This window comes from Haladaptatus rarus (genome assembly GCF_054177585.1).
On the sequence record NZ_JBPEHG010000006.1, the window covers coordinates 201,684 to 226,630 of the forward strand.

Here is a 24,947-nt window from a genome sequence, read left to right on the forward strand (position 1 = left end):
TACTACCTCCCTCTCGTCGCCTGAACGAGTGTACTTCCTGGCCCTCCCAAGCCTATCGTGGACCGCGTGACGTTCTCGAATCCGTCCGATCGAAGCCACTCGACGACATCTTCGTACGGGTGGGTTTTGGCGCCTAACGTGGACAGGTAGGTCAACCCCTCGAACCCGAGGAACGATTTGCCGACGGGCATCCTCGCGGAGCCCTCCAACTGGTCAAGAATGACGATTCGGCCCCCTGGTCGCAAGGCTTCTCCGACGCGACCCAGCAATCGGCGATTCTCCGCGTCGTCGTGGGCGTGGATGACGTTGAAGACGAGCGCGATGTCATACCCGCTCCCGAGGTCGTCAGACCAGTAGTCCCCGGCGGACGTCGTCACTCGTTCCTCAACTCCCGCGGCCGTGATCTCTCGCCGGGCTGCTTCGAGCGCGTCCGGATTGTCGAAGACAGTGGCGCTGAGGCCAGGATGCGCCCGACACAGTTCGATCGCGTATAGACCGTGCCCGCCGCCGACGTCGAGCAACGTCGATGCACCGTCGGGGACATCGACCTGCTCGGTGATGTCGTCTACCACGACGGCTGCAGCCGCCCGGAACCCGTCCTGGGCGGTCTCCCACCGCGTCGGTTCTTCGTCGAACCACTCGTAGATGGTCATCGGTGGCTTTCCGTCGAGGACCGCGCGCTCGAGGTGCCGTTCCCAGAAGGGGAGGACGAGTTCGTTCCAGAAGGACAGCCACGGCGCCAGGTTCGTCTCCGAGCCCGTAGTCAGCCACTTCGTCGTCATTGCGGTGTTCCGGTAGCGGCCTGCCCGCTCGACCACGTAACCTTGTGACGCAAGGAAGTCGAGCAAAATTCGGATACCGTTCTCGTCGGCATCGAATCGGATAGCGATCTCGTCCGCCGAGAGTGCCTCATCATCAAGCGCGTCGATGAGTCCCATGTCGAGTGCCAGCGTGAGCGCCTCGAAACTCGCGGCACCGAAGAGATCGAGCATCGGGGCGGGTCCCCTGTTAAGTCGAAACAGCAGTAGCCGTTCGAGGAAGTTGGGATTCGTGGGCATCTTCTTGTGGAGGGATGGTAGTTCAGGGCGACACGTTCGGTTGCTTCGGCGGTGCTGCGGTCGAACGCATCGTCTCGCGCCGGACCGACCATTCGTATGCCCCGATGAGGGCGAGCGCCCAGAGGACCGCCAGTGCAGCCCAGGTGGTATCGAGGCCCGACATCGTCGGCTGGAACACCGACGCGATAGCGAGCATCGCGGCCAGGGTCCCGGCGCCGTACGCGGCCAGTCGACAGCCACGGTTGCGGAGGGCGGCGAGCCCGGCGAGGGCGATGATGCTCAGCGAGACGTACGTCATCGTGGCGTAGTGGCCGAGTTCCGCGTGCTCGTCGGTGAGAACGAGCTGGTAGTTCGCCTGTCCGAGTGCGTAGAGGACCACCGGAACGACCGCGAGGGCGACCAGACCGAGCAGGACGGGGTCGACGCTATCCCGGTCGAAGCCCCAGAGCGTGAGCAGTTCGCCTCGAGCCGGGTGCAACGCACCGGCGACGAACACCGGCCCGAAGAAGAACATCCAGGACGCCGGATCGACCGCACCCACGGCGGCAGCGGGGCCAGCGTCGATAAGATGGATAACCGGGCCGAGGCCAGCGTCAATGAGGGTGAGGATCAGGGCGACCTGCATGGCAGTAATGCGCCGGGCAGGCCTGTACAGCTGGGCGAGCATCGCCAGTCCCCAGATCCACAGCCACGTTGCCCCCGCGACGTTGTGGACGAAGTGGATCGTGTCCGTGAGCGCGGGGTCGAACCACCCCGTGAACACGGCGACCAGCTGGAAGTTGAACGCCAGCAGCCAGAAGAACACGAAGGCGACGACCGACAGGTAGAACCCTGTCATCCGCGCGAGGTACCGCTTGCTCTTCCCCTGGAGTGACTCGAGCGCCATCGTCAGTCACCTCTCCTGCTGGAGCGAACATTCGTCCACAGCCCGTGGACCGACACAGTGGTGCCGGGAATCGAGATGTGATCGGAGGCGTGCGAACTGTGTAGAATCGCCAGTCCGCCAGCAGCGGTTGGAGTCGATACGTAGGTTGCCATTGCAGGAGATGATTGGCTACCTGTGTGGATAATGATGCTTATGGCAACTATTTCACCCCTCGCAACCTTGCCGTCCGTCGGTGCTGTCACCCGGGGATGTCGTCGAGAGTGAGTTCCGTGCCTTCCTCGCGGTACTCCTCGTACGTGGACTCGGCCCAAGCACGGACCACCTCGGTCTCGGTCTCGACGAGCGCGATCGGGATACCATGATTGTCGGTCGGTGCCAAGAGCGTGATTCCGTCTGTGATCGCGAGCAGGTACGGAATCGGTCCATCGTAGACGACCATCCGCATACGTCCCGACTCGAAGGCTGGTCTGAACATCTCGACGTACGTCTCGTCAGCCTGTACCTGGGCCAGTACCTCACCAGGGACGACCGACTCGGCGTACTGGTCGCCATCGAGGAACTCTTGAGACATCTCCTCGTAGTCCTCAGGCGCCCCAGTCGCGACTGTCGGACTCAGGAGTCGGGCGTGGTCGGCCCCGAAGAACAATTCCTCGAGCCGACGGACGTGACGAAACGCATCCCCGGCCGTCGGTTTCGTCAGGGTGGCGTCGCGAAATTCCCGGACGTCGAAATCCATTTCGTCGATCGGGAGCTGCTGGACCACGTCGCTGAGCCGCTGGATGCTCTCGACCGTCTCCAGCAGGTCACCGAAATCGTCCGCGAGAAGGTTGCCCCACGCGGTGAGGGCGTACTCCTGTCCCCGGCGTTCGACCCAGTTGCGATCCCGAAAGGGTTCGAGGATACGCCCAAGTGTGGGCTGGGAGATGCCGGTTTCGTCGTGAAGGTCGCGGCGAGTCATGCGTCCCTCGGCGAGGATTTCGAGCACCCCTACACGGTGGGGCGACCGGGCGAGAAATGCGACATCGTCCAATGGATCGGGCGTCGACATGGTTGCTCAGTGCTCCGGTACTACGGACTATCGGAACATTAGTGTGGTAGGTCGTCGGCCGTCAGTTCCGTAGACTTCTCTTTGTATGCGTCGAACTGGTCGTCGACCCACGCCCGGATGACTTCATCCCCGGTTTCGATGAGGGCTCCGGGCATACCCTGCTCGTCGGTGGGCGCCAGTATTGCAATATCGTCCGCGGTGGCGATCATCATCGGAATGGTCCCGTCGTAGCGGTAGACGGGTGCCTGTCCTGACCCGAGTAGGTCCCGTATGAAGCCGACGAGCTGCGGCTCCGCGAGTGCCTGCTCGATTGCGTCACCGGTGATGACCGATTCGATCAGGGGACCGTCCCCGGACGCGTTCACCATGCGGTCGCGCTGCTCCTCGAGGGAATGGGGCGCAATCGTGTCCGCTGCGATGCAGACGTGGTCTGCTCCACTCAGTAATTCTTCGGCCCGCCGTACGTGGCGGAGGACATCCCCAGCCTGTGACGTCGTGATCGTCGCAGATCCGAACCGACGAATGTCGAAGTCAATTTGATCGACCGGAAGTACCTGACTCACGATACTGAGATGTTGGATGGTTTCGACCGTGTCCAGCAGTTCACCGAACTCGTCTACGAGTAGTTCTCCCCATGGGGTGAGGGCATACTCTTGCCCGCGGCGTTCGACCCAGTTCCGGTTCTGAAATGGTTCGAGGATACGCCCGAGCGTCGGCTGGGAGATATCGGTCATCTCGTGGAGAGCGGGGCGAGTCGTGGGGTCCTCAGCAAGGGTTCGGAGGACCTGGACGCGGTGGGCTGACCGGGCCAAAAACGCGACGTCTTCCAGTGGGTCGGGGGTCGCCATCGGTATTCGATACCCCTTACATTCTGTACCGACGGTATTAGAGGTTATTATGGGTCTCCCCGCTGCTGGAGACACATTGCGAAATTGCATGAGAGTATGTGCGAGGTGAACTACTCCCACCTACCGCGTTCGGGCCTACCCGGCCCTCACTTGCTGAGGTGGGAGGTTCCTGTTTCAGTGTCGGAACTTGCAGAAACCGATTCCACAGCGTCCACAAGAGCGACGCTCTTGTGCGGCCCATCAGAACTGATGGTTCTGAGGACGGTTCCAGACTCCGCAGGCGACTTCCCTTGACAGGCGGTTTGGAGTGTCCCACTCCTACCGGATGGACACTCGACTGCCGCGACCGATGCACGCTTCTTGTCGCGTTTGAACAACGGACGCAGTGGCGTGAGTGTCTTACTACACTGTTCGAACGCCGCAGTAGTAAGGCTATGGCGTACAGTGAAAGTAACCAAAGACGGCGGGTGAATCCCCTCCCTACTCGCTCCCTTCGGTCGCTCCTTGAGGAAGGGGGCTTACCCGCCTGTAATTCAGCTAAACTCACCGGTTCGACAGCCATCGCAGCCAGTCAGTGCTCGTCACCACCGTCGGGAGTGGCCTGCTCCGGAGTCGAATCATCAGGTGCGTCACCCCGTACGAAGTCAACCCGTTTGAGCAGCTCCGCCATCGCGTCGCTGTAGAACTCCGGGTCGTCCAGGTTGCTGGCGTGGCCGCCACCGGGGACGACCCGAAGTGAGGCGCCGGGAATCTCCCTGGCAAGCTTCTCGCAGTGTCGCCGGCCGAGTCCCATCGTGTTCTCGCCGTACATGACCAGGGTCGGGACCCGAATCGACGGGTAGTCGCCCTCACCCTTCTGGTAGAACGCGAGGATCGTCCGGACGATCTTCGCAAACTCGTCGGCCGGGATCGGTGGCATCTCCGCCTGAATCCGCTCGACCGTCGCGTAGTCGCCGGCTTCTGCCTCGTCGTCGAAGAGCGTGGTGACCCTGACCATCGCCCGCTGGATACGTGCGAGGCCCAACAGCCGGACCGGCAGAATCGTGCTCCACAGCACGAAGGCGTTGAGCCGCTCGCTCCAGTGGAGGCGCTCGGGAACGAACGTGTCGGCGAGCACCACCCCCGAGAGCCCCTCGGGGTATTTTGTGGCGTAGACCTGGACGACCATCCCACCCAGCGAGTGCCCGCAGACGACGGGCCGTTCGAGCCCGAGTCCCTCGATCAGCGCGTGGAGGTCCTTCACCCACAGGTCGGCCGAGTAGGACGGGACCTCCGACCCGCCGGTGCGACCGTGCCCGCGGAGGTCGTAGACAATCGTCTCGTACTTGTCCGTGAAGCGCTCGATCTGTGGCCCCCACATTGTGTGGTCCAGCATGGCTGCGTGGACGAAGACGATCGGCGGCCCCTCGCCACGGCGCTCGTAGTACGTTTCGATTCCGTTGGTCTGAATTGTCGGCATCTGAGTATCTCCGGAGTTCGGGTCCACGTCGGGGCAGGTCGTTCATACCCCGACGGGGACGACGGGTCGACCCTCGGCCGGACGCGGATGGGGCCCTTCTTCCGAACGTAGTAGGCGCCTGTCGTAGATAAGCACAACTATTGACACGTTTTTGCCGGGTGAAATCGTTTCAGCAGGTGAACGTCCGCGTCACAGGTCGTCGAAGATGCTCCGTTAGCTCGGCAGGTCGTCGACGCCGATCCACTCGGCCTGATTTCGGTAGTCGTCGAGCGTGTCGACGACCCACTCGCGGATCGTCTCGTCCTCGGTGTCGACGAGCGCACACGGGACGCCCTCGTCGTTGTACGGTACGATCCCGACGACATCGTCCGCCAAGACGAGCGAGAACGGAATCTCCCCTGCGTACCGGTAGACGTTCACGCCCTCGGTCGCCAGTAGCTCCCGGACGACCGGGACTGCCTCCGAGTGGGAAAGCATGCTCTCGAAGGCGTCGCTGGCGATGATTATCTCCTGGGTTTGCCCCTGCTCGAGGACGAGCTCCTGTTGTTTCGGCAGGGAGTCGAGCGTGAAATACGCGCCTAGCCAGCGGACCCGCGAGGCGTCCCTGATGAGGTCCTCCCCGCGCCGGATGGTCGCCTGGACGTCCGGCGGACGCGGCACGGTGATCCTCGCGTTCCGGAACAGCCTGACGTCGAAGTCCATCTCCTCGAGCGGAAGGTGGGGACCGATCGTCTCGAGCTGTTGCATCGTCTCGACGGTCTCGTGGAGCGCCCCGAACTCCTCGGCCAGCAGTGATCCGAACGGCGTGAGGCTGTACTCCTGGCCCTGTCGTTGAACCCAGCTCCGGTCCTCGAACCCACCAAGAATCCGGGTGAGTGTCGGCTGGGAAATCTCGGTAACCTCCCTGATCTCACTGCGAGTCCTCGGCCCCTCTGCCAGCACGTCGAGGACCGCGACGCGATGGGGCGACCGAGCGAGGAACGCAATATCGTCTAGTGGGGTAGGACTCGCCATGACTGGTCGGTTCCCGATACTATGGCCCCTCCGTTGATAAAGATAGATTGCTGCGGACCCGAATACCGCTGGAGACGGCCCATTATCGTGACTGACCTTCCGACCTCTTGTGGGTTCTCTGGCAGTAGGTGCGAACGATTCTGCAAGGGGATGGCACGTCGGGTCTGCCCATTATAGCGCGGCGAATTCGATCGCATTGTCGACCCGGAAACTCGATGGAGTCCAGCCCAAGCAGCAGAAAAGCAAACAGTTTGACTATTCACTCTCACCATCGTTCGCCTCCTCCGATTGGTGCCCCCTATCCGGTGTCGCACGACCCGTCGTCATGCCAAGACGGCGCGTGTGGTCAGCCATCGGGACGAGCTCGGTCAACCCGCCCAGCCCCTTCGGGGGCATGTCCCGGTAGAACGTCTCGAAGTTGCCGTCCTCGATCAGGTAGATCTCGGCCCAGAAGCCGATTTCGCCGTTGTTGATGCTCTCGTTGACCCACTTCCAGGCCGGGACGTGCATATCGTTCGGATCGTGGGCGAACCGCTGAAGGTCCTCCAGTGAGCGCCAGTACTGGATCGTGCCACCACCGCGGAGCCCCTGCAGGGCGGGCTGGTAGCCGAGGAACCCGCTGTCGGGATCCGCGGCCAGCTCTTCGAACATCTTCCCACTCTTCAGCCCAGCACGCAACCACTTGGGGAACGCACGGAGCTTATTGAGCCGAAATCCGTTGATGTAGAGCACGAAATCACCCTCGATCTCCGCGGCCATCCGCCCGCTGAGTACCTGTGACATTACAGTTTGTTGGCGAGGGAGGCGAATAATGATATCTCGTGAAAATGTTGCAGCCGACGCAATCAACTCCGTCGAAGAGAGGTCGTGGATGGCCTTTGATGGAGACTCCAGACGGCTATCCGCTGGTCACAGGATGATCTGCCCGACAGAGAGAGTCAGTTGTTGGTTAAATCCGATGTGAGTATGTCCTCTACTGTCATTTCGACCGACTGCTCGCGATACTCGTCGAGTCGAGTCTCGACCCAGGACCGGATGGTTTCGTTTTCGGTTTCGACAACTGCAGTGGGAATACCGTTTTCGTCCGTCGGGGCGAGCATCGCCGTATCGTCCGCGATAGTGAGAAGCAGCGGAATGTGGCCGTCGTAGAGGTACGCTTTCATCTGCTCCGAGTCCCAGGCCTCCAGCGTCATCCGTCTGATTTCCGGGTCGGACATCCCCTGCTCCAGCAGGGAACGGGAGACGATGGTTTCCACCTCCATCTCCTGCAGCCGGTCGAAGTCGCGTCTGGCGCGCTCCTTTCGTTCGTCGAACGAGATCGGACCGAGCGTGCTGCCCAACAGTCTCCGCCGATCGGCATCGAGCCACGTCGTCTCCATCCGACGGATGTGACTCAACGTGTCCCCGGGATCCGGTGTCCAGACGGTCGCGTCGGCGAACGTTCGGATGTCGAAGTCCATCTCGTCGGTCGGCAACTGTCGGACGACGTCACCGAGCTTCTGTATGGTTTCGACCGTGTCGAGCAGGTCCCCAAACTCCGAGACAAGGAGTTCGCCCAGTGGGGTAAGCGCGTAGTCGGGACGCTGGTGTTCGACCCAGTTCCGGTCCTCGAAGGAGCCGAGGATACGCCCGAGCGTGGGCTGGGAGATGCCGGTTTCTTCGTGGAGCTTGGGGCGAGAAAGGGGGCCTTCTGCGAGGGCTTCGAGTACGTTGACACGATGGGCTGACCGAGCGAGAAACGCGACGTCTTCCAGTGGGTCGGATGGTGGCATCAGTGTTCAGTTCCATTATACTACGGTTGCAGCAGGCTTAACAGTAGTCCCTGAGACTCCGACGGACGAGTAAAACTCCCGCCGCGTCGCTTAGCTGGTATCGCCGAAGCGTGAGTTCCCCCATCCGTATGCTACTTGGTGATCCCTAGAGTCATTATCACAATTGCCGATTTATACACACTCTGCGGTACCCTCCATTCGGTCCACCGTGACATCCCCGTTGGCATTTACCGTAAAGTGCATCCGACCCTTGATGAGTTGATTATCTGCAGACCCTTGACTGATGACACGAACGTTGACAGTGTCGGTTACGATTACTGGGAACGGCGGTTTCACGTTCTGGCTGAACGCTGCAGCGCCATTCAACAGATACGTTCGGCCACTTTCCGTCCCTTCGGTTTCGGCTCCCTGTGTATTGAAGTGGAGGGTGATGTGGACGCCACCGCTCCCATCTGGACGGGTGTCTAGATCAAACAGGGAGCGTCCCTTGGTGACAACCATGTCCTCACCGGTACATGGATTCGGAATTACAGTCCCCACAAGCGAGTCCCTCTGTGGTTGATCTGCCGCAGCGGTCGCGGTGAGGGCGGGCAGCCCGAAGGCCACGACGGTCGACCCCACAGCGGCGCGCTTCAGTATTTCTCGGCGGGAGCTGGACGTGCTGACTGTCTCTCTATCTGAGTACATGTCCAACCGCCCAATCGGTACGAATAACGATAACGATGCTTAGTGCAAATGTTTCACACAATGAAATGGTACTCGTTGAGGCCTCACCATGGATACTGCATACAGGTCAGACCGTTGTAACCATCTCGCGTGTTGACTGAATCGATATACAGAGATTCCATGCCAGCAGTTATCGTACCACATAGTGTAGGGAATACCGGCGCTCGCTTCGCTTCGGCAAGCGGGTGTAGGGGAGAGAACTGGCACGTCGATATTCATATCGGTAGGCTGACTTTCGAAGGATCGAAAGGACGAGGGATACGATGGACTATTGGCTCATGCATTGAGGGCACCAGTCTCAACTATTCTGAGCCCGGGAAAGTTGAGACCGTATGCATTGAGAGCGACGGTCTCGACTCCCACTGACCGTGTATTGGATGAGGGGGCAGGCAGCAGTCAAGGCGACTGTGTGATGCGCTGAATCCACCACTAAGTCCTTGCGTCGCAATTACACCATATATGACTGCTCCAGAGGATATCGAACGATACCGTCGCAATCGGCAAGACGAAATCGACAGTGCGACGGTCTATACCGCGATGGCTGACGCCGAATCGCAACCACAGGTCGCAGAAGTCTACCGCCGGCTGGCCGACACGGAGCGAACCCATGCAGACTTCTGGACTGAGAAGATTCGAGAAGCCGGTTCTGACCCAGGAGACGCCAAGCCGTCTCGGCGAGCGACGGTGCTGGCGTGGCTTGCCCGTCGATTCGGGCCGGGGCTGGTACTATCCTCCATGCAAGCCGGGGAGGCCATCGGGGGGAGTGACTACGCGACCCAACCGGAGGTCACGGGAACCGGGATGGCCGACGACGAACGCTCGCACGATCGTCTCCTGACGGTGATCGCGGAAACACCCGGGCAGGGAGCACGGGGGGAAGTCCTCGCCCAGCTCGAAGGTCGCCACCGGGCGACCAGCGGCAACGCACTCCGTGCCGCAGTTCTCGGTGCAAACGATGGTCTCGTGTCCAATCTCAGTCTTGTGATGGGCGTCGCCGGTGCGGCACTGGATTCGACGGCGATTCTGATTACGGGTCTCGCCGGGCTCCTCGCTGGATCGGGGTCGATGGCGATGGGCGAGTGGCTCTCCGTCCAAAGCTCTCGGGAACTGTATCAACGCCAGATCGGCATTGAGGCCGAAGAACTCGCCGAGGTTCCCAAAGAAGAAGCAGAAGAACTAGCCCTCATCTACGAGGCGAAAGGGCTCTCGAAAGAACGCGCCAGAGAGATTGCCGAGCAGTTGATCGCCGACGAGGAGATGGCACTAGACACGCTCGCTCGTGAGGAACTAGGCATCAACCCGGAAGAACTGGGTGGCTCGGCGTGGGAAGCGGCCGCGACATCGTTCGTGCTCTTCGCGCTCGGAGCCATCGTCCCCGTCCTCCCGTACTTCGTGTTGAGCGGACTGGTCGCTGTCGGCGTGAGTCTCGTACTGAGTGCGCTCGCCCTGTTCGTCATCGGGGCCAGTATCACGCTTCTCACGGGACGGTCCGTGCTCTATTCTGGACTTCGGCAGGTCGGGATTGGACTCACTGCTGCGGTCCTCACCTACGGTGTCGGGAGCCTGATTGGGGTGACGCTCGTCGGCTGACGACGGGTTTCGACGCGGCTGGTCGGAGAAGGCACGATATCCAGGAAGCAGGCGCTTACCCGCTCAAACCAGCTAGCAGGGATATCCCAGTCGAGTGCGTACGTCCGCTATGGAATTCGTTCGTGGCGTCGAGGTCGCCGACAGAGTGTATCGATTCGGGACGCGCCGAATCAACTGGTACATCGTCGAGGAGGACGATGCTCTCACTGTCGTCGACGCTGGCCTCCCCGGACACTGGAACCTCCTCGTCGAAGGTGTCGAGGTACTCGGATACACGATATCCGACGTTGCGGCGATTCTCATCACCCACGGCGACCTCGACCATCTCGGCTTCGCCGAGTGGCTTCGAGTAGCCGCTGACGCGCCGGTGTGGATCCACCCGGCCGATGTGCAGCGGGCAAACACGGTGTCCCGGTCGCTCCCACCGTTCGACTTCGTGAAGGTACTCTGGAAGCCCCCGGTGTTTTCGTACTTCGTCGAAGTCGTCCGTTCAGGGGTCGGATCGGTGCCGCAACTCACGGCGTTCGAAATCTTCGAGGACGGCGACGAACTCGACGTTCCTGGGCATCCAACAGTAATCCATGTCCCCGGGCATACGGCCGGATCCTCCGCGTACTATCTCCCCGATCGAGATGTGCTCTTCTGCGGTGACGCCCTGATGACGTACAATGTTCGAACCGGCCGGCACACCGAACCAGCGCTGTTGCCACCGATACACTACGACACCGAGAAGGCGCGGTCGTCAATACGGAAATTAGATTCCTGTGGCGAGGTCGTACTGTTGTCCGGACATGGTAAGCCCTGGGAAGGCCACATGAGGACCGTCGGGTAACAGCTGGCTCGGCGGGCCAATAACAAAGTCCGTTCGCCGCGAAGTCTAGTGGGAACACGAGAGGGGGCTCGGAAGAATTCCCCCGTGCTCCAACACCAGTCCGATGAATCCAATCGAGAGAGGAAAGATCACACTCGACGTGTGGCGGGCCAGAGGAGCGACCCGTGCAGAGATAGAGGCTCGGCAGCGACGACGGGTCACTGAGATGCTCTCGTTTGCCCAGCGACAGTCACGATTCTACAAGCGACACTACGCCGACGTGCCCGAGGGCAGTACCGACCTCACACAGTACCCGCCGGTGACGAAGTCGATGCTCATGGAGCACTTCGACGATCTCGTCACGGACACGGCGATTACCAAAGCCGAGATAGACGCGTTCGTCGCCGACGAGACGAAGATCGGCGAGCGCTTCCTCGGCACATATCCGGTTTGGACGACATCTGGGACGACAGGTGAACCGGGGGTGTTCGTCCAGGACGAGACCGCATGGACCATTGCAGACGTGCTGGGTGATCGGTGGATTATGCCCGCAATGGCCAGCGTTTCACCACTCTCCAGACTCTTCACGCAGAATCTCCGTGCCGCACTCGTTGCCGTTTCTGGCGGACACTTCGCCGGTGCGGCGGGCATCGAAATGATGCGCAGAGAATCCGCTCTCGGAGCACGGCGTCGCCAGCTTTTCTCTCCGAAACGGCCGATCGGCGACCTGGTTTCGGACTTGAACCAGTATCAGCCCGCTATCCTCTGGGGCTACTCGACTGTCCTCGTCGAACTGGCGCGAGCCCAGCAGGACGGTCGTCTCGACATCAGCCCGGCACTCGTGGCCCCGACGGCAGAACCCATCTCAGAGGCCCAAAAGCGAGTCCTCAAACGGGCCTTCGATTGTGTCGTCCGAGAACTCTATGGGGCGACAGAATTCGTCCCGATTGCCGTCGAGTGCGAACACAGAAATCTCCACGCCAATACAGACTGGGTCGTGGTCGAACCGGTCGACGAGGACTATCAGCCGGTCGAACCAAGGACGCCGTCAGAAACCGTTCTCATTACGAGCCTCTCGAATCGGGTGCAACCGATCATTCGGTACGACCTCGGGGATAGCATCACGATGTACGAAGAACGGTGTCCATGCGGGAGCGCATTCCCCATCATGGAGGTCGGCGGACGGCAAGGAGACGTCCTCCAGTTCGAAACCGACGAGGGAGAGGAGGTCCCGATTTTCCCACTCGCACTCTCAAGCGTTGTCGAAGAAGTTCCGGGTATCCATCGAACCCAGATTATCCGCACAGCCCCCACAAAACTTCAGGTCCGCTTTGATGTCACCCCTGATGCAACCGAGGAGGAGGTCTGGAAACATATCGAGCGTGAACTCCAGTCGTTCCTTCGTAATCACGGGATTAACCACATAACCATCGAAGCAGTATCCGAACCCCCACGACGAGAGGAACGAAGTGGGAAGTTCCGGCACGTGTGGTCAGAATTAGAGCAGTAACTCACTCCGTTCAGTCGCCGTCTTGGGCATTCGATGTTGCTGAGTGAGTCAACGAGGAAATCATGCTCAACCACGAAGAGATTCGAGGACCGTATGCATTGAGAATCCCAGTCTCAACTTTTGTCCCATGGTGTCACAGCAGTACAGATGGAGTCGTGACCTCGGCTCCATCCACGGTTTGATCGGGGTGAGAGAGCAACCGGGAGCTAATTCGCCTTACCACGCCTCGAAGTCGTCCAATTGACTCTCACTTTCGTCGTCTTCGTCGTGCATCAGCGTGCCGCCATAGGGCCGGAAGTCGAAGTCGTAGACGTTGGTGACTCGTTCCATCTCGTCCTCGCGCTCGGCGATGATTGTCGTATCGAAGTCGGCGCGTGCGACCGCCGAGACGAGTTCGTCGTCATCCACGTGTCCCTCGGCGAAGGCGTCAGCCACACCGTCCCGAAACTGGTCTGCGTTACGCCGACATCGTTTCGCCTCCTCGAACTGATGACGAATCTCAGGCGTCGGCGAGTCGTGGTCGGTGGAAATCTCCGCGAGGTGGGAAACCGCTCGCTCGTCAAAGTCGGCGGTCGCCGAGAGGACTTCGGCGACCTGCGCTTCGGGGTCGAGTGCATCCCACGCTCCACGGGCCTCCTCGGCGACCAACGCAGCGACGACTTCCTCCCACGTCGTGTTTCGTTCCACGTCTTCGAACACCTCCGCGACGAACGCCCCGACGTATTCGTCGGGAATCGATATTCCGAGTGAGTCGTTCGATGCCGGTCGATCGTGTGATTCTGAATCTACCATGTGTGTCACCTCTCGGGCGGATTTCGGGGGTTATACGTCGACGTCCCGTCGAGCGCGGAGTTCGACTCCGGACTCGATTCCGGAACCGGTCCGTCTGGAAGTTCGTCCCACGACTGGGGGCCGCCACCCGGCGGCCCGTCGTCAATCTCCACGTCGAGTTGGTCGGGATCGACGCCCCGGGCAGACGCCAGTGCCCGCTTCGCGGTTCGCTTTACGTCGTCACTTCGGTCGGTGATACCGTGGATTTCGAGAGCCTGCTCCGCGCGGTCGGTCGCCAACTCTCCAAGTGATTCGGCGGCTTTGGCCCGGACGAATGCTTCGGGGTCACGGGCCAACACCGCCGCGAGTAGGCGAACCGCTTCTGGTACATCGTCGGCGAGGTCACCGAGATAGAGCGCGGCGTACTCCCGAACTGCGGGATGAGGATCGTCCTTTATTCGGTCGGCCAATGTTTCCTGGTCGACTCGCGCGGTCTTGCCCAGCGCGATGATCGCGTTGCGCCGAACCCACCCGCTCTCGTCCGAAAGCGCCTCGGAGAGGGTGTCGTCGTCGGGGTCGATCCGCGACAGCGCGACCACGGCCTCTGCCCGAACCCATTCGTCGTCGTCGCCCGAAAGCGCGGTTCGAATCATGTTTTTGCCCTCCCGTACAACACCAAGTGCCTCGATCGAGAACTGGCGGACGTCCACATCCTCGTCTTGGACGTGATCGGTCAGTGCGGCCACGGTGCCGTCATCCAGACCATCTTCGGCGCGATCTACCAAGGCGAGTGCGGCGTCGCGGCGTTCGCCTGCGAAAGGAGATTCGAGCAGGCTTCGAAGCTCCGCCTCGTCGTCGGCGGGCGAGCGAGCACGAGCACTTCGATTGGAGTAGTCGTTCGTCACTGGCTGGCCCTCCAGTAGACGACAGACCACGTGACCAGGGTAATCGCCACGAGACTCAAGATGAAGTTTCCGACCGAACGCGTCAGCCAGAAGCCCTTCGGCCCGGCGGGTGACTTATTGCTCCCGCTACCGGAACCGGTCTGGCTACTCGCATCGGTCATCGCCCACTTATCAGTGTCGAGTTTGGTGAACTGGAGCGTGATAGATTTCTGACCGTTCGCCTCGTTCGCGCTCCCATTCCAGACTGCGAACGCGAGGTAGACGTTCTTCGACCCGGCGAGGTCGGCGTCGTACTTGCCTTCGGTCGAGTGCTTCCGAGTGAACACGACCGACCAGCCGTTATCGGTTCGCTTGGCATTCGCTCGAACGTTCTGTTTGGGCGCGTGGGTCAGCGATCCGAAGCCCTTGGCATAGTAGTTCTGGGAGAACCGGTCGAACTGATCCTTCGAGATCGGATTTCCAGCTGCCATACCGGGCATGGTCTCCTCGTTCGGGTGGGGGTAAACGTACATTTGACCGAACGACGGCTGGTTCTCGAACTGCCAGCTCGCTCGCCAGTACCAGATGTCCACCGGTTTTCCGACCGCACCCATCGTGATGGGTGGCTTGTTGCCGGTTCGAAGCATCACCGCGGCGGCGTCGCTGTAGTTGCGTGGTGCACGAATGTTGGCGTCCCGGGTAGGGTCTTTCCACGTCAACTTGAAGGCGGTGTGGCTACCGTTGTGGACAGTTTGAACTTTCAGTTTGTCAACGCTCCCGCCACCGAAGGGAAGAGCCATCTGTTGTTTCGATAGATTGACTGTTCGGGTCGGAGCGTCGTTCCACTGTGCAGAATCGGGGTCGTCGGGCACCGTCTCGACCGCCATTGCCGGTTGATCTCCGTTCGTGACTGCGGCAGTGACCGCGGCCTGAGCGGCGACCATCGCGACGACGACGACCACGGTTACGATGGTGGCCCGTCGCGCTGCGTCTCGGTTAAGCACGGGTTCTCACCTCCGTGGATGTCTCGAAATCCACGTCCGGGTCGGGATGATTGGCCTCGTCGGAGCTGACGAGCGTCGCCGCAAGGTCGGCCACGGCGCGGTAAACCCCTTCATCTTCGATCCGGCGGAGGTCGTGGGCGAACGCCGGAACGAACCCAGAGAGGTGTTCACCGAGGACGATCGACTCGGCGCGTGCGACGTTTTCGGCAGTTTCTTCGTCACCTTCGTAGTGAGCGACCGCTCGACGGGCCGCGAGTACCTGCATCAGTTCGAGTTCCACGACCACGTGATCCTGTCGCTCGTTGAACTCCGCAGATGGTTCGACGCCGAAAGTCTCCAGCAGGCCGACCACGGTCGCTATCCGGCGCTGTTGGCGGCCCACCTCGTCGCCAACAGTGTACTCGGCCTCGTAGGGGATCACCGGATAGGTTCCCTCCTCACCGGGGAGTCCGAAAAGCCGGTTGTACGTCGACTCGAGGTCGTCGTAGGTGGTCGATTCGAGGGCGCTGAGCAGTTCCTCCACCGCTGACTCGAAGCCGAGTTTCGCGGCTGCCGACCGGAGTCCCTCAGCAGTGTCTTCGTGCGTCAGTTCGGCAACAGCCGTCTCGTCTGGGTAGCAGAACCCTGCCGCCGCCGCACTGTACAGTGCGGCGCGAGCGGAGTGGCGTTCCGTCGGTGTTAGATCGTCTTTCGAAGTTGTTTCGTCCATTCTGTCACCTCACGGTTGGTTGGTCCACTGTTCACCCTCGCGCACCTCGATGTCCTCTTCGATGGGCATATCGACGACTTTCTTTCCTTTCCGATCCCAGCCCTTCACGCGGTTTTCCTTGACAGTGTAGGTCTCGATGAGTCGGGTCGTTGCTCCGAACAGTTGGAGAACGCCGAGGAGGTGATGACTCGGGTTCCGGACTCGCTTCTGGATGATCTTGACCGACTCCTCGTAAGTGCTACCGGGCCAGTCGTTGTGCTTTTGCTTCGTGTTCGGCGTGAACATCTGGGTCAGGAACTCCGGCGGCACGTGATAGGGAGGCATGTAGAACACCTGCGGTCGGGTACCGAACTGCGGGTAGAGCGGAAGCCCGACCTTCTCGTCGGAGTGTGCGAGATAGTTGACGGGGCTTCGGCCCTTCGCTGCCGACTTCTTCCCGTTTGGATGGCCAGCCTTAGGCCCCCGGTTGATGTTTCCGTGGAGTCGAGTCTTCCCGATACAACTGCTCACGCACCGAGGGACGTGACCCTCTTCGATGCGGGGGAAACAGCCGACGGGCTTCTCCGAAACGCCGGTCTCGGGGTTGTACATCGGCTTGTGGTACGGACAGGCATTCACGCACTTGCGGTACCCCCGACACCGCTCCTGATCGAGCAGGACGATGCCGTCCTCTTTGCGCTTGTAGATGGCCTTCCGCGGACACGCCGCGAGACAGGCTGGATTCTTGCAGTGGTTGCACAGGCGGGGCAGGTAGAACTGCCAGATGTCGTGATATTTGCCTGCGTCGGGGTTGCTCTCGACTACCTCATCCCGATCGGGATACTCGCCGTGAACCTGGTCGTCGCCGAGGGCCGGGTACTCCCACGCCTCCTTCTGGGCAACGTACCCTTTGACCTTCTCACCCTTTTCCGCGGCTTCGAAGATGGTCTGGCCTTCCTTCAGGTCGTTCAACAGGCGCATGTCCCAGCCCATCGGGTAGCCGCCGTACGGTTCGGTCTCGACGTTCATCCACCACATGTACTCCTCGCCTCTCCCGCTGGTCCACGTGGACTTGCAAGCGAACGAGCAGGTGTTGCAATTGATACATCGATTGGTGTTGATGATCATCCCCCAGTGCCAATCACGTTCCTGCTTGCGATGCTCGTATGGATATTGCTGCTTGCGTCCGAGTTGTGGATTGTAAACTTCTGGCATCACTTCCCACCTCCAGTGGTCGTCGTGGAGTTACCCTTCGACTGGAGCGACCCCCCGATGTAGTCTTGAATCAGATCGTCGCGCCGGGCATCACCGGGCCACCAGTCGGCCTCGCGGTATTTTTCGACTGTTACGAGGTCGTCGCGGTTCACCCCGGTCGGTGCCCACACGGTCTCCTCGTAGCCGTGTTCGAGCTCCGCGCCGTGCCACGCGATGTTCTTTGGAACGACATCAGAGACGTTTGGATCCCCGAACACCCCCTTGTGGACGAGTTCGTCGATCTCCTGGCCGGGGTCGAGCCAAATATTGGTCGTCACGTTGAATCCCTTGACGTTGTCGTCGCCCGCTGCGTCTTCGTCGTCGGGGAAGTGCTGTGGCCACCAGCCGTGCCAGATGGTAAGTTGGCCCATGTCGCCCGCCTTGCCGGGACGCTGGCGCTCGCTCAGCATCGCTCGAACCACGGTATCCCCTCGCTTACCTTTGATTCGGACGTAATCACCGTTCTTGATGTCGATGGCCTTAGCGTCGCTTGGGTGGATCTCCACGAAGGCCTCGCCGAGCGGCGGAGCCTCGCTGGTCTCGCCATCACCCTCGGGGAACGAGAAGTCGTCCACCAGTCGTTCGGTACCCTCGGGGTTTGCACTGGTCGAACCGAAGTCCCTCGCCGACCAGATAAGATTCCAATCGGTCATACCCCACGAGGAGTGTGTCCGATACTTGCTGTGAGGCGTGTTGTAGTAGAACTGGTACCCTTCGTCGTGGTAGAGCGGGTTCTTTTCTTTCTTGGCCTTGTCCCATTTCTTATTGACGCCGTACGGCGTTCCCTCGACACTCTCGATGTGGTCTAAGTCGTCGCGACCAAGTTCGATGAGCCGGTCTTCTTCCTTGTGGAACTCCATTCGACCGGTCTTGGTGTAGAACGGTCGGTCGTCGTGGATCTGGGAGTAGAAGGGAATCCGCGGGTACGTCTTGAGGTTCAGGCGTTGTGGGCCCTTTTCGAGGTCTTTAACATCGATATCCTGCGTGGTCATTCCTGCATCGAGGGTCTCCTGAATGTACTTGCGGACGTCGCCGTCCTTGTCGAGGAACTCCGAGAAGTACGACCGGTACGAGATGTCTCGTTCGCTTTCAGGGATCTTCTCGTCGAGTTTCTCTGCGACGCGAGCGATGATCTCCCCATCCTGCATGGTGTCGTAGATAGAATCCATCACACCGTGATCCATCGTGATGAATGGGTTCTCCGGCCCTACTGTGATGTCGGGATAGTCACACTCCAGCCACGACGGTACGGGGAGCACGATATCGGCGTACCGGGCGGAGTAGGTCATGTGGATGTCCGAGACGATGAACAGCTCGTTGCTCGTGTCGGGGTGTTTCGTGAAGTTGTTGATGACGTGCTCCTGATGTTTGGTCTGATTCAGGAGGTTGCAGTTCATCGTCCACAGGATGGTCGGCTTCGACAGCGTGTACGACTTTGCTCCCTTCGGCATCACGGGTTCGTTGGCGTCACCCTGCGGTACCAGATCGAGTTCCCGGTCGAAGTCACCGCGAATCCTGTGGGGATCCAGCTGCTTGCCGCCGAAGAATGCTAACGCGTACCCCGGATACATCCCAGTAGCCGACATTCCATCGGGATTGACGTAGTGAGGATAGCCATCCAACAGCTCGATCTTGTACTGTCCCGAGTAGTTGTAGTAACCCTTCCCGGCATCACCGATGTTGCCGAGCATCGACTGGACGAAGAAGATCGACCGCTGGAGTTCGCTGTTGGCGTGGAACCAGTGGTTGATCCCTTCGCCAGTGAACCACTGCCCATTCTCGGCTGCCGCAAATTCCCGCGCAGTCTGGCGGATCGCTTTGGCCGGGATGGTGGTGATGTCCGAGACCGTTTTGGGCGAGTAGTTCTCCATGACGTTCTGCTTCTGTCTGGTGAAGTCGGTACGTGCCTGAACCGTCCCACCGTTGGCCAAGGAAAGTTTGGTATCGGCCTCTAACCTCGGGGTCGCGGGCATCTTGTCGCCGACATCCTCCCGCGTGACAGGCACCGGGGTACCGTTCTGATTCAGGATCACGAAGTCACCCCAGTCGTGCTCGTCGCCCTCGCTCGGGGGTTCGTGATCGGAGAAGACCTCGTGCGCGCGGAGATACTTTCCATCGTCATCGCGCACCAGCAGTGGGAGACTGGTGAACTTCCGCATGAAGTCGGCGTCGTACAGCTCCTCTTTGATGATGACGTAGGCGAACCCGAGTGGAATCGCCGGATCGGAGCCGGGACGAACTGGGAGCCAGCGGTCACATTTCTGCACCGTCGGCGAGTAATCCGGATAGATACCGACCATCTTGCCGCCGCGCTCGCGGGCCTCTTGCAGCCAGTGATTGTCTGCGAGCTTGTTGTGGATGAGGTTCTTGCCCTGGATTATGGTGTAATCGCCCTTCCGCCACGCGTTGGCGTCCGAATCGCTGGTCTGATAGCCAGTGGTCATCACGTGGCCCGGCGGCAGGTCGGCGTACCAGTCGTACTCGGTCCACTCGCATCCACCGAAGATGGATGCGAGTCGTCGCCCAGCACCGTGACGAGTGATGAGTCCGTCGGCTTTGATGGCGTTGAAAACGTGGAACCGCTTCCGATCGTCGAGACTTGCCATCTTTTCAGCGATGAGGTCTACGGCTTCGTCCCACGATACCCGCTTGAACTCGTCTTCTCCCCGGCCTTTGGGATTGGGATCGTCGGGTGACCATCCCTTCCGAACCATCGGGTACTTGATCCGACTGGGCTCGAAAGTACGACGGTGGAGTGTCAACCCCTTCATGCAACCACGGGGGTTCCAGTTCTGGCTGACGTTTGCGTCCTCGTAGCCGGAAGGGCCGACACTCGGCTTTTCGTTGTGATAGATCTGTTCGGCTCGAATCGGCACTCCGTTCTTCATGTAGAAGTTCAGTGAACACGATTGCGTGCAGTTGGGGTGACAGACCGACCAATCTACTTCATCGTATGCGTAGATGTTCCTGTAGACCTCCTCCCAGTCACGATTCGGGTAAGATTTGAGCGGGTTGGGAACGTCAGTGACGGGATCGACGCCTTGCGTTGCCGCCCATCCACTGGTGAGCAGTGCACCGACCGCGCCTGTTCCAGCACCGTGGATGAAGTCGCGCCGCGTGAGGCTCACGCCGATACACCCCCTTCAACTGATAATTCTGAAATCGTTACTCGTCTCATGCGTGCACGAATCACGAACCTTTGCTAATCAATAGCAAAGGAGATTCCCAACGAATAGGAAGCCACCCGAACAGGTTCGTCCACTCAGTTATGTCCGATACCAACGATCGGGTTATTGGATTGATTTTTTCGAGAGGATTACCAATCCCGACTATAAAGCGACGAATGTTCTCTCTTTCTCCGAACTCCGTGCCAGGTGGTGCGCGTTTGACATCCACCGGATATGTTCGGAAAGATTCCGAAGACCGATGCCCTCGCCCCGCGCACGAGGAAGTGCACCACGAAACTCAACTGCGGGCGCACCATCAACCATTACGGTCGGACTGGGAGAAAATCGGCGTCGTCGCAGTCGACACTCATCGTCTTAGCATCGGAGCGGGAGTCACAACTGTCGTCGTCCGAACAGTCGAGAGGCAGACCTATAGGCTTCGTCGTCGTGTGGCGTGACGGGGGAGAAACAGATGTCACCTATCGAGGGGGGAGGACGGCTCTCAACACGTGACGTAGTCGAATCTGGCGGTGGACGTTGGAAGACGGGTCAACGACGCTCGCGAGGAAGATTAGCCACGAGATCGGGCGACGATAGCCAGGGCGAATGTCGAAGATGACGATCGGTCGGATTTCGGTGCTCCTCGTAATCGTGCTCGTATCGGGGGGTACGTCCGTCGCAGTGGTTCCTGGATCGACTGCATCCGTCGCGGCTCAGGAGACCGGGACACCGACGACAACAGGGTCGGATGGACAGTTCAGGCTGGTCTCGACCACGTCGAACGTCCCGGTCGATGGTACAGGGACGCTAGCACTGACATTCGTCAACACTGGCGACGCCGTCAATAACGCGAGTGTCCTCGTCATCTCGCCGAACGAGAGCGTTCGATTCGGCCCGAACCAGAACGCCACTCGGTCGGTCGGCCCGTGGACCAGCGGCGAGCGGCGAACGGTGACGTTCGACATCGTCGCCGAAGAGTTCGCCGAGATACGCAGCTACCCGTTCCGAGCGGTCATCACCTACACCGCAGCGAACGGTTCGCGTGTCCGCACGAATCCGTTCTTCTTCAGCGTGCAACCCTCAGAGCGTATCGTTCTAGATCGGTTCGAGGTCACATCGATCTCCTCGAACGTTCAGGTGGAGGGCACAGGGACGATCGCGGTCACGATCGAGAATACGGGGCCGGATGTCAGCGACGCTATCGTCACCCTGCGGTCGCAGAGCAGCAACCTTCGTCTCGGACGAACACAAAAAGACACCCAGTTCGTCGGCGAATGGGCCACGAACGAGGACGTTACGTTCGAGTTCGAAGCGACGGCGACCAACGACACAGTCGTCACGAGTTACCCCTTCACCGTCACGATTTCCTATCGGGCGAACGGGACGCGCAACCGGACGAGACTGGAAACGTTCGGGGTGATTCCAGCCCCCAAGCAGACGTTCGCACTCCAGAACGTGACGAGTACAGTGCGTGTCGGCGACAAGGGAACGGTCACAGGGACGATCTTCAACGCTGGGCCGAGGAATGCCAAGGATGCGACACTCGTCCTCGAAAGGCGTACGGGTACGCTGCGCCCCGAGGAGCGGAGCTACCCGCTTGGGACGATTCCGGCGGGTGAACAGCGGTCGTTCCGATTCGACTTGGACGCGCTCAACGTCACGAACGCGGGGCCGCGCGAGTTCACGTTTCGGGTCGTCTACCAGAATAGAGAAGGAAGGCGAACGACCAGTGATCCACTCCAGGCGACGGTACGAGTTGGGGACAAACGCGAACCGTTCGACGTCGACCCTATCACGGCGTCGTTCGGGACCGACGAAAGTGGAGTATTACGTGTTCAAGTGACGAACGACGCCAGCCAGATGCTGTCGAACGTGACGGCGAGACTGCAGGTAGATGAGCCGTTGACCAGCGACGACCAGAATTCGTTCGTCGGTGAACTTCCACCCAACGAATCCAGAACCGCCGCGTTCGAATTGACGGTCGAAGACGAGGCCATACCTGGGCGACACCCGGCGACCGTGACGATAACCTACGAAACACCCAATGGCGAGCGCCGCGTCGCCGGTCCCTACCAGGTAGCAGTGCGAGTCGAACGACAACAAGGGCCAGGGTTCCCGCTCATCGCGACGGTCGCCGTCGTCGCCGCGTTGCTCGTGGCGGCTGGCTGGTGGCGGTTTCGTGGGGGATGATCAGACATCCTTGCGCTCGAACAGCTCCGCACTGACGATGAGCAGGAAGGTTGCGACGACGACCAACAGGGCGAGGTCGCTCCACGCGACCGTCCCCTCCGTCAGAATCTCGCCGACGTCGTAGTAACGAGTGAAGGCGAAGTCGCCGACCCACTCGTAGTCGGTATCGAAGGTGAGCGAATCGACGAGGAACATGCCGAAGATACCCCCGATAGCGACCGTCTGGGCGCGCCGTGCCGAGTCGAAGACGACCGAGGCGACCATCCCGACGGCCGCGCAGGCGAGGAGATACCCGATAGAGTAGGCGTGGAGTGTGAACAGATCCAGGAGATCGAGCGATTCGTCGATGTAGCGGACACCGACGTAGACAGCGAGATAACTGAGCGCGTTGACGGCGAGCATGCTCGGAACGAGCGCGAAGAACTTCCCGACGACGAGCTGCGACCGACTGACTGGGTGGGCGAGCACCAGTTCCAGCGTACCGTTTTCCACCTCTCTCGCGACGCTCGACGCCGCAGCGTAGGCGTAGTAGACGCCGAGGACGAGCAGCCACGCCAACTGGTAGAACTGCGAGGCGAGAAAGCCGTCGATGGTGGTGATGGTCGTCACGTTCCCGACGAAGGCGCGCTGAGTCTCCTCGGGGAGACTCTCGACGTAGGCGTCCAGGTCGATACCAGCGTCCTGTATCGAGGGGAATAAGGCGATGTGGAGTGCGATGAGCACGACCAACGCAGCTGTCAGCACCATCGTCCCACGGACGCGCTTGCCGATCTCGAACCGCGTTATCTCGAACATATCACTCTCTCTCTCCCTTCGCTACGACGTCCGCCTCCGGCGACGGTTCGACCGGTTCCGTCTCGATTTCTACGTCATCGGCGTAGAACTCGATGAAGACGTCCTCAAGTGACGTCTCCCGTATCTCCATATCTTCTATCGTGTACCGGTCGAGAACGTCTGCGAACCCCTCGAAATCGTCGCCGGTCACGACCAGCCGGTAGTCGTCTTCGTCGTGGCTCACACTCGCGACGCCCTCGAAGCGGAGGTCGTCGGGCGCAGGGGACTCGGCCAGATCGAGGCGGACGACCTTCCCGCTCTTCTCTAACAGGGCGTCGATCTGCTCCAGTGCGACGAGTCGACCGTTACGGATGATACAGACCCTGTCACAGAGCTTCCGAACCTCGCTCAGGATGTGTGTCGAAAAGAAGACGGTAACGCCTCGTTGCTGTTCTGCTTCGAGGAATTCATAGACCGCGTTCTGTGCCAGCGGATCGAGTCCGGCAGTGGGTTCGTCCATCACGACGAGGTCGGGATCGTGCATGAACGCCTGCACCAGCGCGAGCTTCTGTCTGTTCCCGCGAGAGTAGGCTTTCACCTTTCGGTTGCGGGGGATTGGAAACCTTTCGAGGAGTTCCTCGCGGCGTTCGTCACCCGCCAGCGACCCGAAGTAATCGAGCAGTCGTTCGCCAGTCGCGTCACCGTAGAACGCTGCATCGCCGGGGACGTACCCGACGTTCGTCCGTGCCGCGATGGCAGCATCACGGTCGGTCACGTCACTTCCCAGTATCCTCGCGGTTCCACGTGTCGGCTTCAAGAGTCCGAGCAACACCCGGATAGCCGTCGACTTCCCCGCGCCGTTCGGCCCGAGGAACCCGAATATCTCTCCCGTCTCGACCGCGAACGTCAGGTCTTCCACCCCCCGAACGTCGCCGTAATACTTCGTCAGACCCTCGACGGCGATCGCGTTCTCGACGGTTTTCGAATCCGTCGTCACACTGGGTATGAGATGGTCTGGACGAACTTAACGGTTCCTCGGCGGGATGCAGGGGAGGTTCGACCTTTTTACGCGAACTGCTCAGGAAAGCAACTCGGCATACGGTGCATCGAAGAGCCAGCGAAATCGTGGATGAACCCAGACGAACGCATCCTCGCCAAATCCGCTAATAGTGCGCCACAGCTGTTCTTCAGTTCTGGGTCGATCTACGACCTCGCTATTCGCTCCGTCGAGACTGTCCGTGAGAATTGGTGTCCGTGTCACCGTCCCCGTCGTACTGTCGTAACTGAGCACTGCCTCCCCACCTTCGAGAAGTCCGATCAGCTGCGTCCCCGTCTCGTGTTCGAGAAGTGTCGTCACGATGCGAACGCTATCGACGGTGCGATGGCGGTCGAGCACGGTCATGAGTTCGGTGAACAGCTTGTCGAACAACGGCGTCCCTTGCATCATTGGCGAACAGACGACGGTCGGTAACCTAAATCTCCGCCAACCAGAG

The 24,947-nt window shown here is 60.3% G+C and carries 23 protein-coding genes; 4 read left to right on the forward strand and 19 right to left on the reverse strand.

What is annotated here, in order from left to right; all coding sequences use genetic code 11:
- Window positions 1–2: 2 nt before the first annotated feature.
- From ACR3FE_RS15455 to ACR3FE_RS15500, 10 genes are all read right to left on the reverse strand, one after another.
- On the reverse strand, window positions 3–992 hold the full coding sequence (locus ACR3FE_RS15455; protein ID WP_458208104.1) for a methyltransferase: 990 nt from the start codon (window positions 990–992) through the stop codon (window positions 3–5).
- An 88-nt stretch (window positions 993–1,080) separates the two neighbouring features.
- Window positions 1,081–1,944 (reverse strand): hypothetical protein, encoded by an 864-nt coding sequence (locus tag ACR3FE_RS15460; protein WP_458208106.1) that lies wholly within the window; start codon window positions 1,942–1,944, stop codon window positions 1,081–1,083.
- Window positions 1,945–2,182: 238 nt separating this feature from the next.
- Window positions 2,183–2,992 (reverse strand): helix-turn-helix transcriptional regulator, encoded by an 810-nt coding sequence (locus ACR3FE_RS15465; protein ID WP_458208108.1) that lies wholly within the window; start codon window positions 2,990–2,992, stop codon window positions 2,183–2,185.
- A 38-nt stretch (window positions 2,993–3,030) separates the two neighbouring features.
- On the reverse strand, window positions 3,031–3,840 hold the full coding sequence (locus ACR3FE_RS15470) for a helix-turn-helix transcriptional regulator (RefSeq protein WP_458208110.1): 810 nt from the start codon (window positions 3,838–3,840) through the stop codon (window positions 3,031–3,033).
- 146 nt (window positions 3,841–3,986) lie between these two features.
- Window positions 3,987–4,217 carry a hypothetical protein gene (locus ACR3FE_RS15475; protein WP_458208112.1) on the reverse strand — a complete coding sequence of 77 codons (231 nt, stop codon included), beginning with the start codon at window positions 4,215–4,217 and terminating at the stop codon, window positions 3,987–3,989.
- Window positions 4,218–4,411: 194 nt separating this feature from the next.
- Window positions 4,412–5,299 carry an alpha/beta fold hydrolase gene (locus ACR3FE_RS15480; protein ID WP_458208114.1) on the reverse strand — a complete coding sequence of 296 codons (888 nt, stop codon included), beginning with the start codon at window positions 5,297–5,299 and terminating at the stop codon, window positions 4,412–4,414.
- A 213-nt stretch (window positions 5,300–5,512) separates the two neighbouring features.
- Window positions 5,513–6,313: a helix-turn-helix transcriptional regulator gene (locus tag ACR3FE_RS15485; protein ID WP_458208116.1), complete on the reverse strand. Its 801-nt coding sequence runs from the start codon at window positions 6,311–6,313 to the stop codon at window positions 5,513–5,515.
- 255 nt (window positions 6,314–6,568) lie between these two features.
- A complete protein-coding gene (locus tag ACR3FE_RS15490; RefSeq protein WP_458208118.1) occupies window positions 6,569–7,096 on the reverse strand; it encodes a DUF4188 domain-containing protein in 528 nt (175 codons plus the stop codon).
- 155 nt (window positions 7,097–7,251) lie between these two features.
- Complete coding sequence (locus tag ACR3FE_RS15495; RefSeq protein WP_458208120.1) at window positions 7,252–8,085, reverse strand: helix-turn-helix transcriptional regulator; 834 nt, start codon at window positions 8,083–8,085, stop codon at window positions 7,252–7,254.
- A 171-nt stretch (window positions 8,086–8,256) separates the two neighbouring features.
- Window positions 8,257–8,772 carry a hypothetical protein gene (locus ACR3FE_RS15500; RefSeq protein ID WP_458208122.1) on the reverse strand — a complete coding sequence of 172 codons (516 nt, stop codon included), beginning with the start codon at window positions 8,770–8,772 and terminating at the stop codon, window positions 8,257–8,259.
- A gap of 498 nt (window positions 8,773–9,270) precedes the next feature.
- On the opposite strand from ACR3FE_RS15500, the gene ACR3FE_RS15505 reads away from it, so the two are divergent.
- From ACR3FE_RS15505 to ACR3FE_RS15515, 3 genes are all read left to right on the forward strand, one after another.
- Window positions 9,271–10,401: a VIT1/CCC1 transporter family protein gene (locus ACR3FE_RS15505; RefSeq protein WP_458208124.1), complete on the forward strand. Its 1,131-nt coding sequence runs from the start codon at window positions 9,271–9,273 to the stop codon at window positions 10,399–10,401.
- Window positions 10,402–10,510: 109 nt separating this feature from the next.
- Entirely contained in the window at window positions 10,511–11,233 is a 723-nt protein-coding gene (locus ACR3FE_RS15510; RefSeq protein WP_458208126.1) for an MBL fold metallo-hydrolase, read from the forward strand.
- Between the two features lie 103 nt (window positions 11,234–11,336).
- Entirely contained in the window at window positions 11,337–12,722 is a 1,386-nt protein-coding gene (locus ACR3FE_RS15515; protein WP_458208128.1) for a phenylacetate--CoA ligase family protein, read from the forward strand.
- Between the two features lie 216 nt (window positions 12,723–12,938).
- Here ACR3FE_RS15515 and ACR3FE_RS15520 read toward each other — a convergent pair whose 3' ends face one another.
- The 6 genes from ACR3FE_RS15520 to ACR3FE_RS15545 are packed head-to-tail and all read right to left on the reverse strand — an operon-like array spanning window position 12,939 to window position 20,451.
- Window positions 12,939–13,514: a hypothetical protein gene (locus ACR3FE_RS15520; protein ID WP_458208130.1), complete on the reverse strand. Its 576-nt coding sequence runs from the start codon at window positions 13,512–13,514 to the stop codon at window positions 12,939–12,941.
- Between the two features lie 5 nt (window positions 13,515–13,519).
- Window positions 13,520–14,398: a HEAT repeat domain-containing protein gene (locus ACR3FE_RS15525; RefSeq protein WP_458208132.1), complete on the reverse strand. Its 879-nt coding sequence runs from the start codon at window positions 14,396–14,398 to the stop codon at window positions 13,520–13,522.
- Window positions 14,395–15,381 (reverse strand): ethylbenzene dehydrogenase-related protein, encoded by a 987-nt coding sequence (locus tag ACR3FE_RS15530; RefSeq protein ID WP_458208134.1) that lies wholly within the window; start codon window positions 15,379–15,381, stop codon window positions 14,395–14,397. The genes ACR3FE_RS15525 and ACR3FE_RS15530 overlap by 4 nt, the downstream gene beginning before the upstream one ends.
- Window positions 15,374–16,090, reverse strand: coding sequence for a TorD/DmsD family molecular chaperone (locus ACR3FE_RS15535; RefSeq protein ID WP_458208136.1), 717 nt, complete (start codon window positions 16,088–16,090; stop codon window positions 15,374–15,376). Before ACR3FE_RS15535 ends, ACR3FE_RS15530 begins: the two co-directional genes overlap by 8 nt.
- Window positions 16,091–16,099: 9 nt before the next feature.
- Entirely contained in the window at window positions 16,100–17,284 is a 1,185-nt protein-coding gene (locus ACR3FE_RS15540) for a 4Fe-4S dicluster domain-containing protein (protein ID WP_458208138.1), read from the reverse strand.
- Complete coding sequence (locus ACR3FE_RS15545) at window positions 17,284–20,451, reverse strand: molybdopterin-dependent oxidoreductase (protein ID WP_458208140.1); 3,168 nt, start codon at window positions 20,449–20,451, stop codon at window positions 17,284–17,286. Before ACR3FE_RS15545 ends, ACR3FE_RS15540 begins: the two co-directional genes overlap by 1 nt.
- 645 nt (window positions 20,452–21,096) lie before the next feature.
- On the opposite strand from ACR3FE_RS15545, the gene ACR3FE_RS15550 reads away from it, so the two are divergent.
- Window positions 21,097–22,680, forward strand: a complete 1,584-nt coding sequence (locus tag ACR3FE_RS15550) for a COG1361 S-layer family protein (protein ID WP_458208142.1) — start codon at window positions 21,097–21,099, stop codon at window positions 22,678–22,680.
- Here the strand turns inward: ACR3FE_RS15550 and ACR3FE_RS15555 are convergent, their stop codons facing one another.
- The 3 genes from ACR3FE_RS15555 to ACR3FE_RS15565 all read right to left on the reverse strand — a co-directional run bounded on the left by ACR3FE_RS15555 (window position 22,681) and on the right by ACR3FE_RS15565 (window position 24,901).
- Entirely contained in the window at window positions 22,681–23,475 is a 795-nt protein-coding gene (locus ACR3FE_RS15555) for an ABC transporter permease subunit (RefSeq protein ID WP_458208144.1), read from the reverse strand.
- Window position 23,476: 1 nt separating this feature from the next.
- Complete coding sequence (locus tag ACR3FE_RS15560; RefSeq protein ID WP_458208146.1) at window positions 23,477–24,451, reverse strand: ABC transporter ATP-binding protein; 975 nt, start codon at window positions 24,449–24,451, stop codon at window positions 23,477–23,479.
- Between the two features lie 81 nt (window positions 24,452–24,532).
- On the reverse strand, window positions 24,533–24,901 hold the full coding sequence (locus ACR3FE_RS15565) for a hypothetical protein (protein WP_458208148.1): 369 nt from the start codon (window positions 24,899–24,901) through the stop codon (window positions 24,533–24,535).
- Window positions 24,902–24,947: the final 46 nt, after the last annotated feature.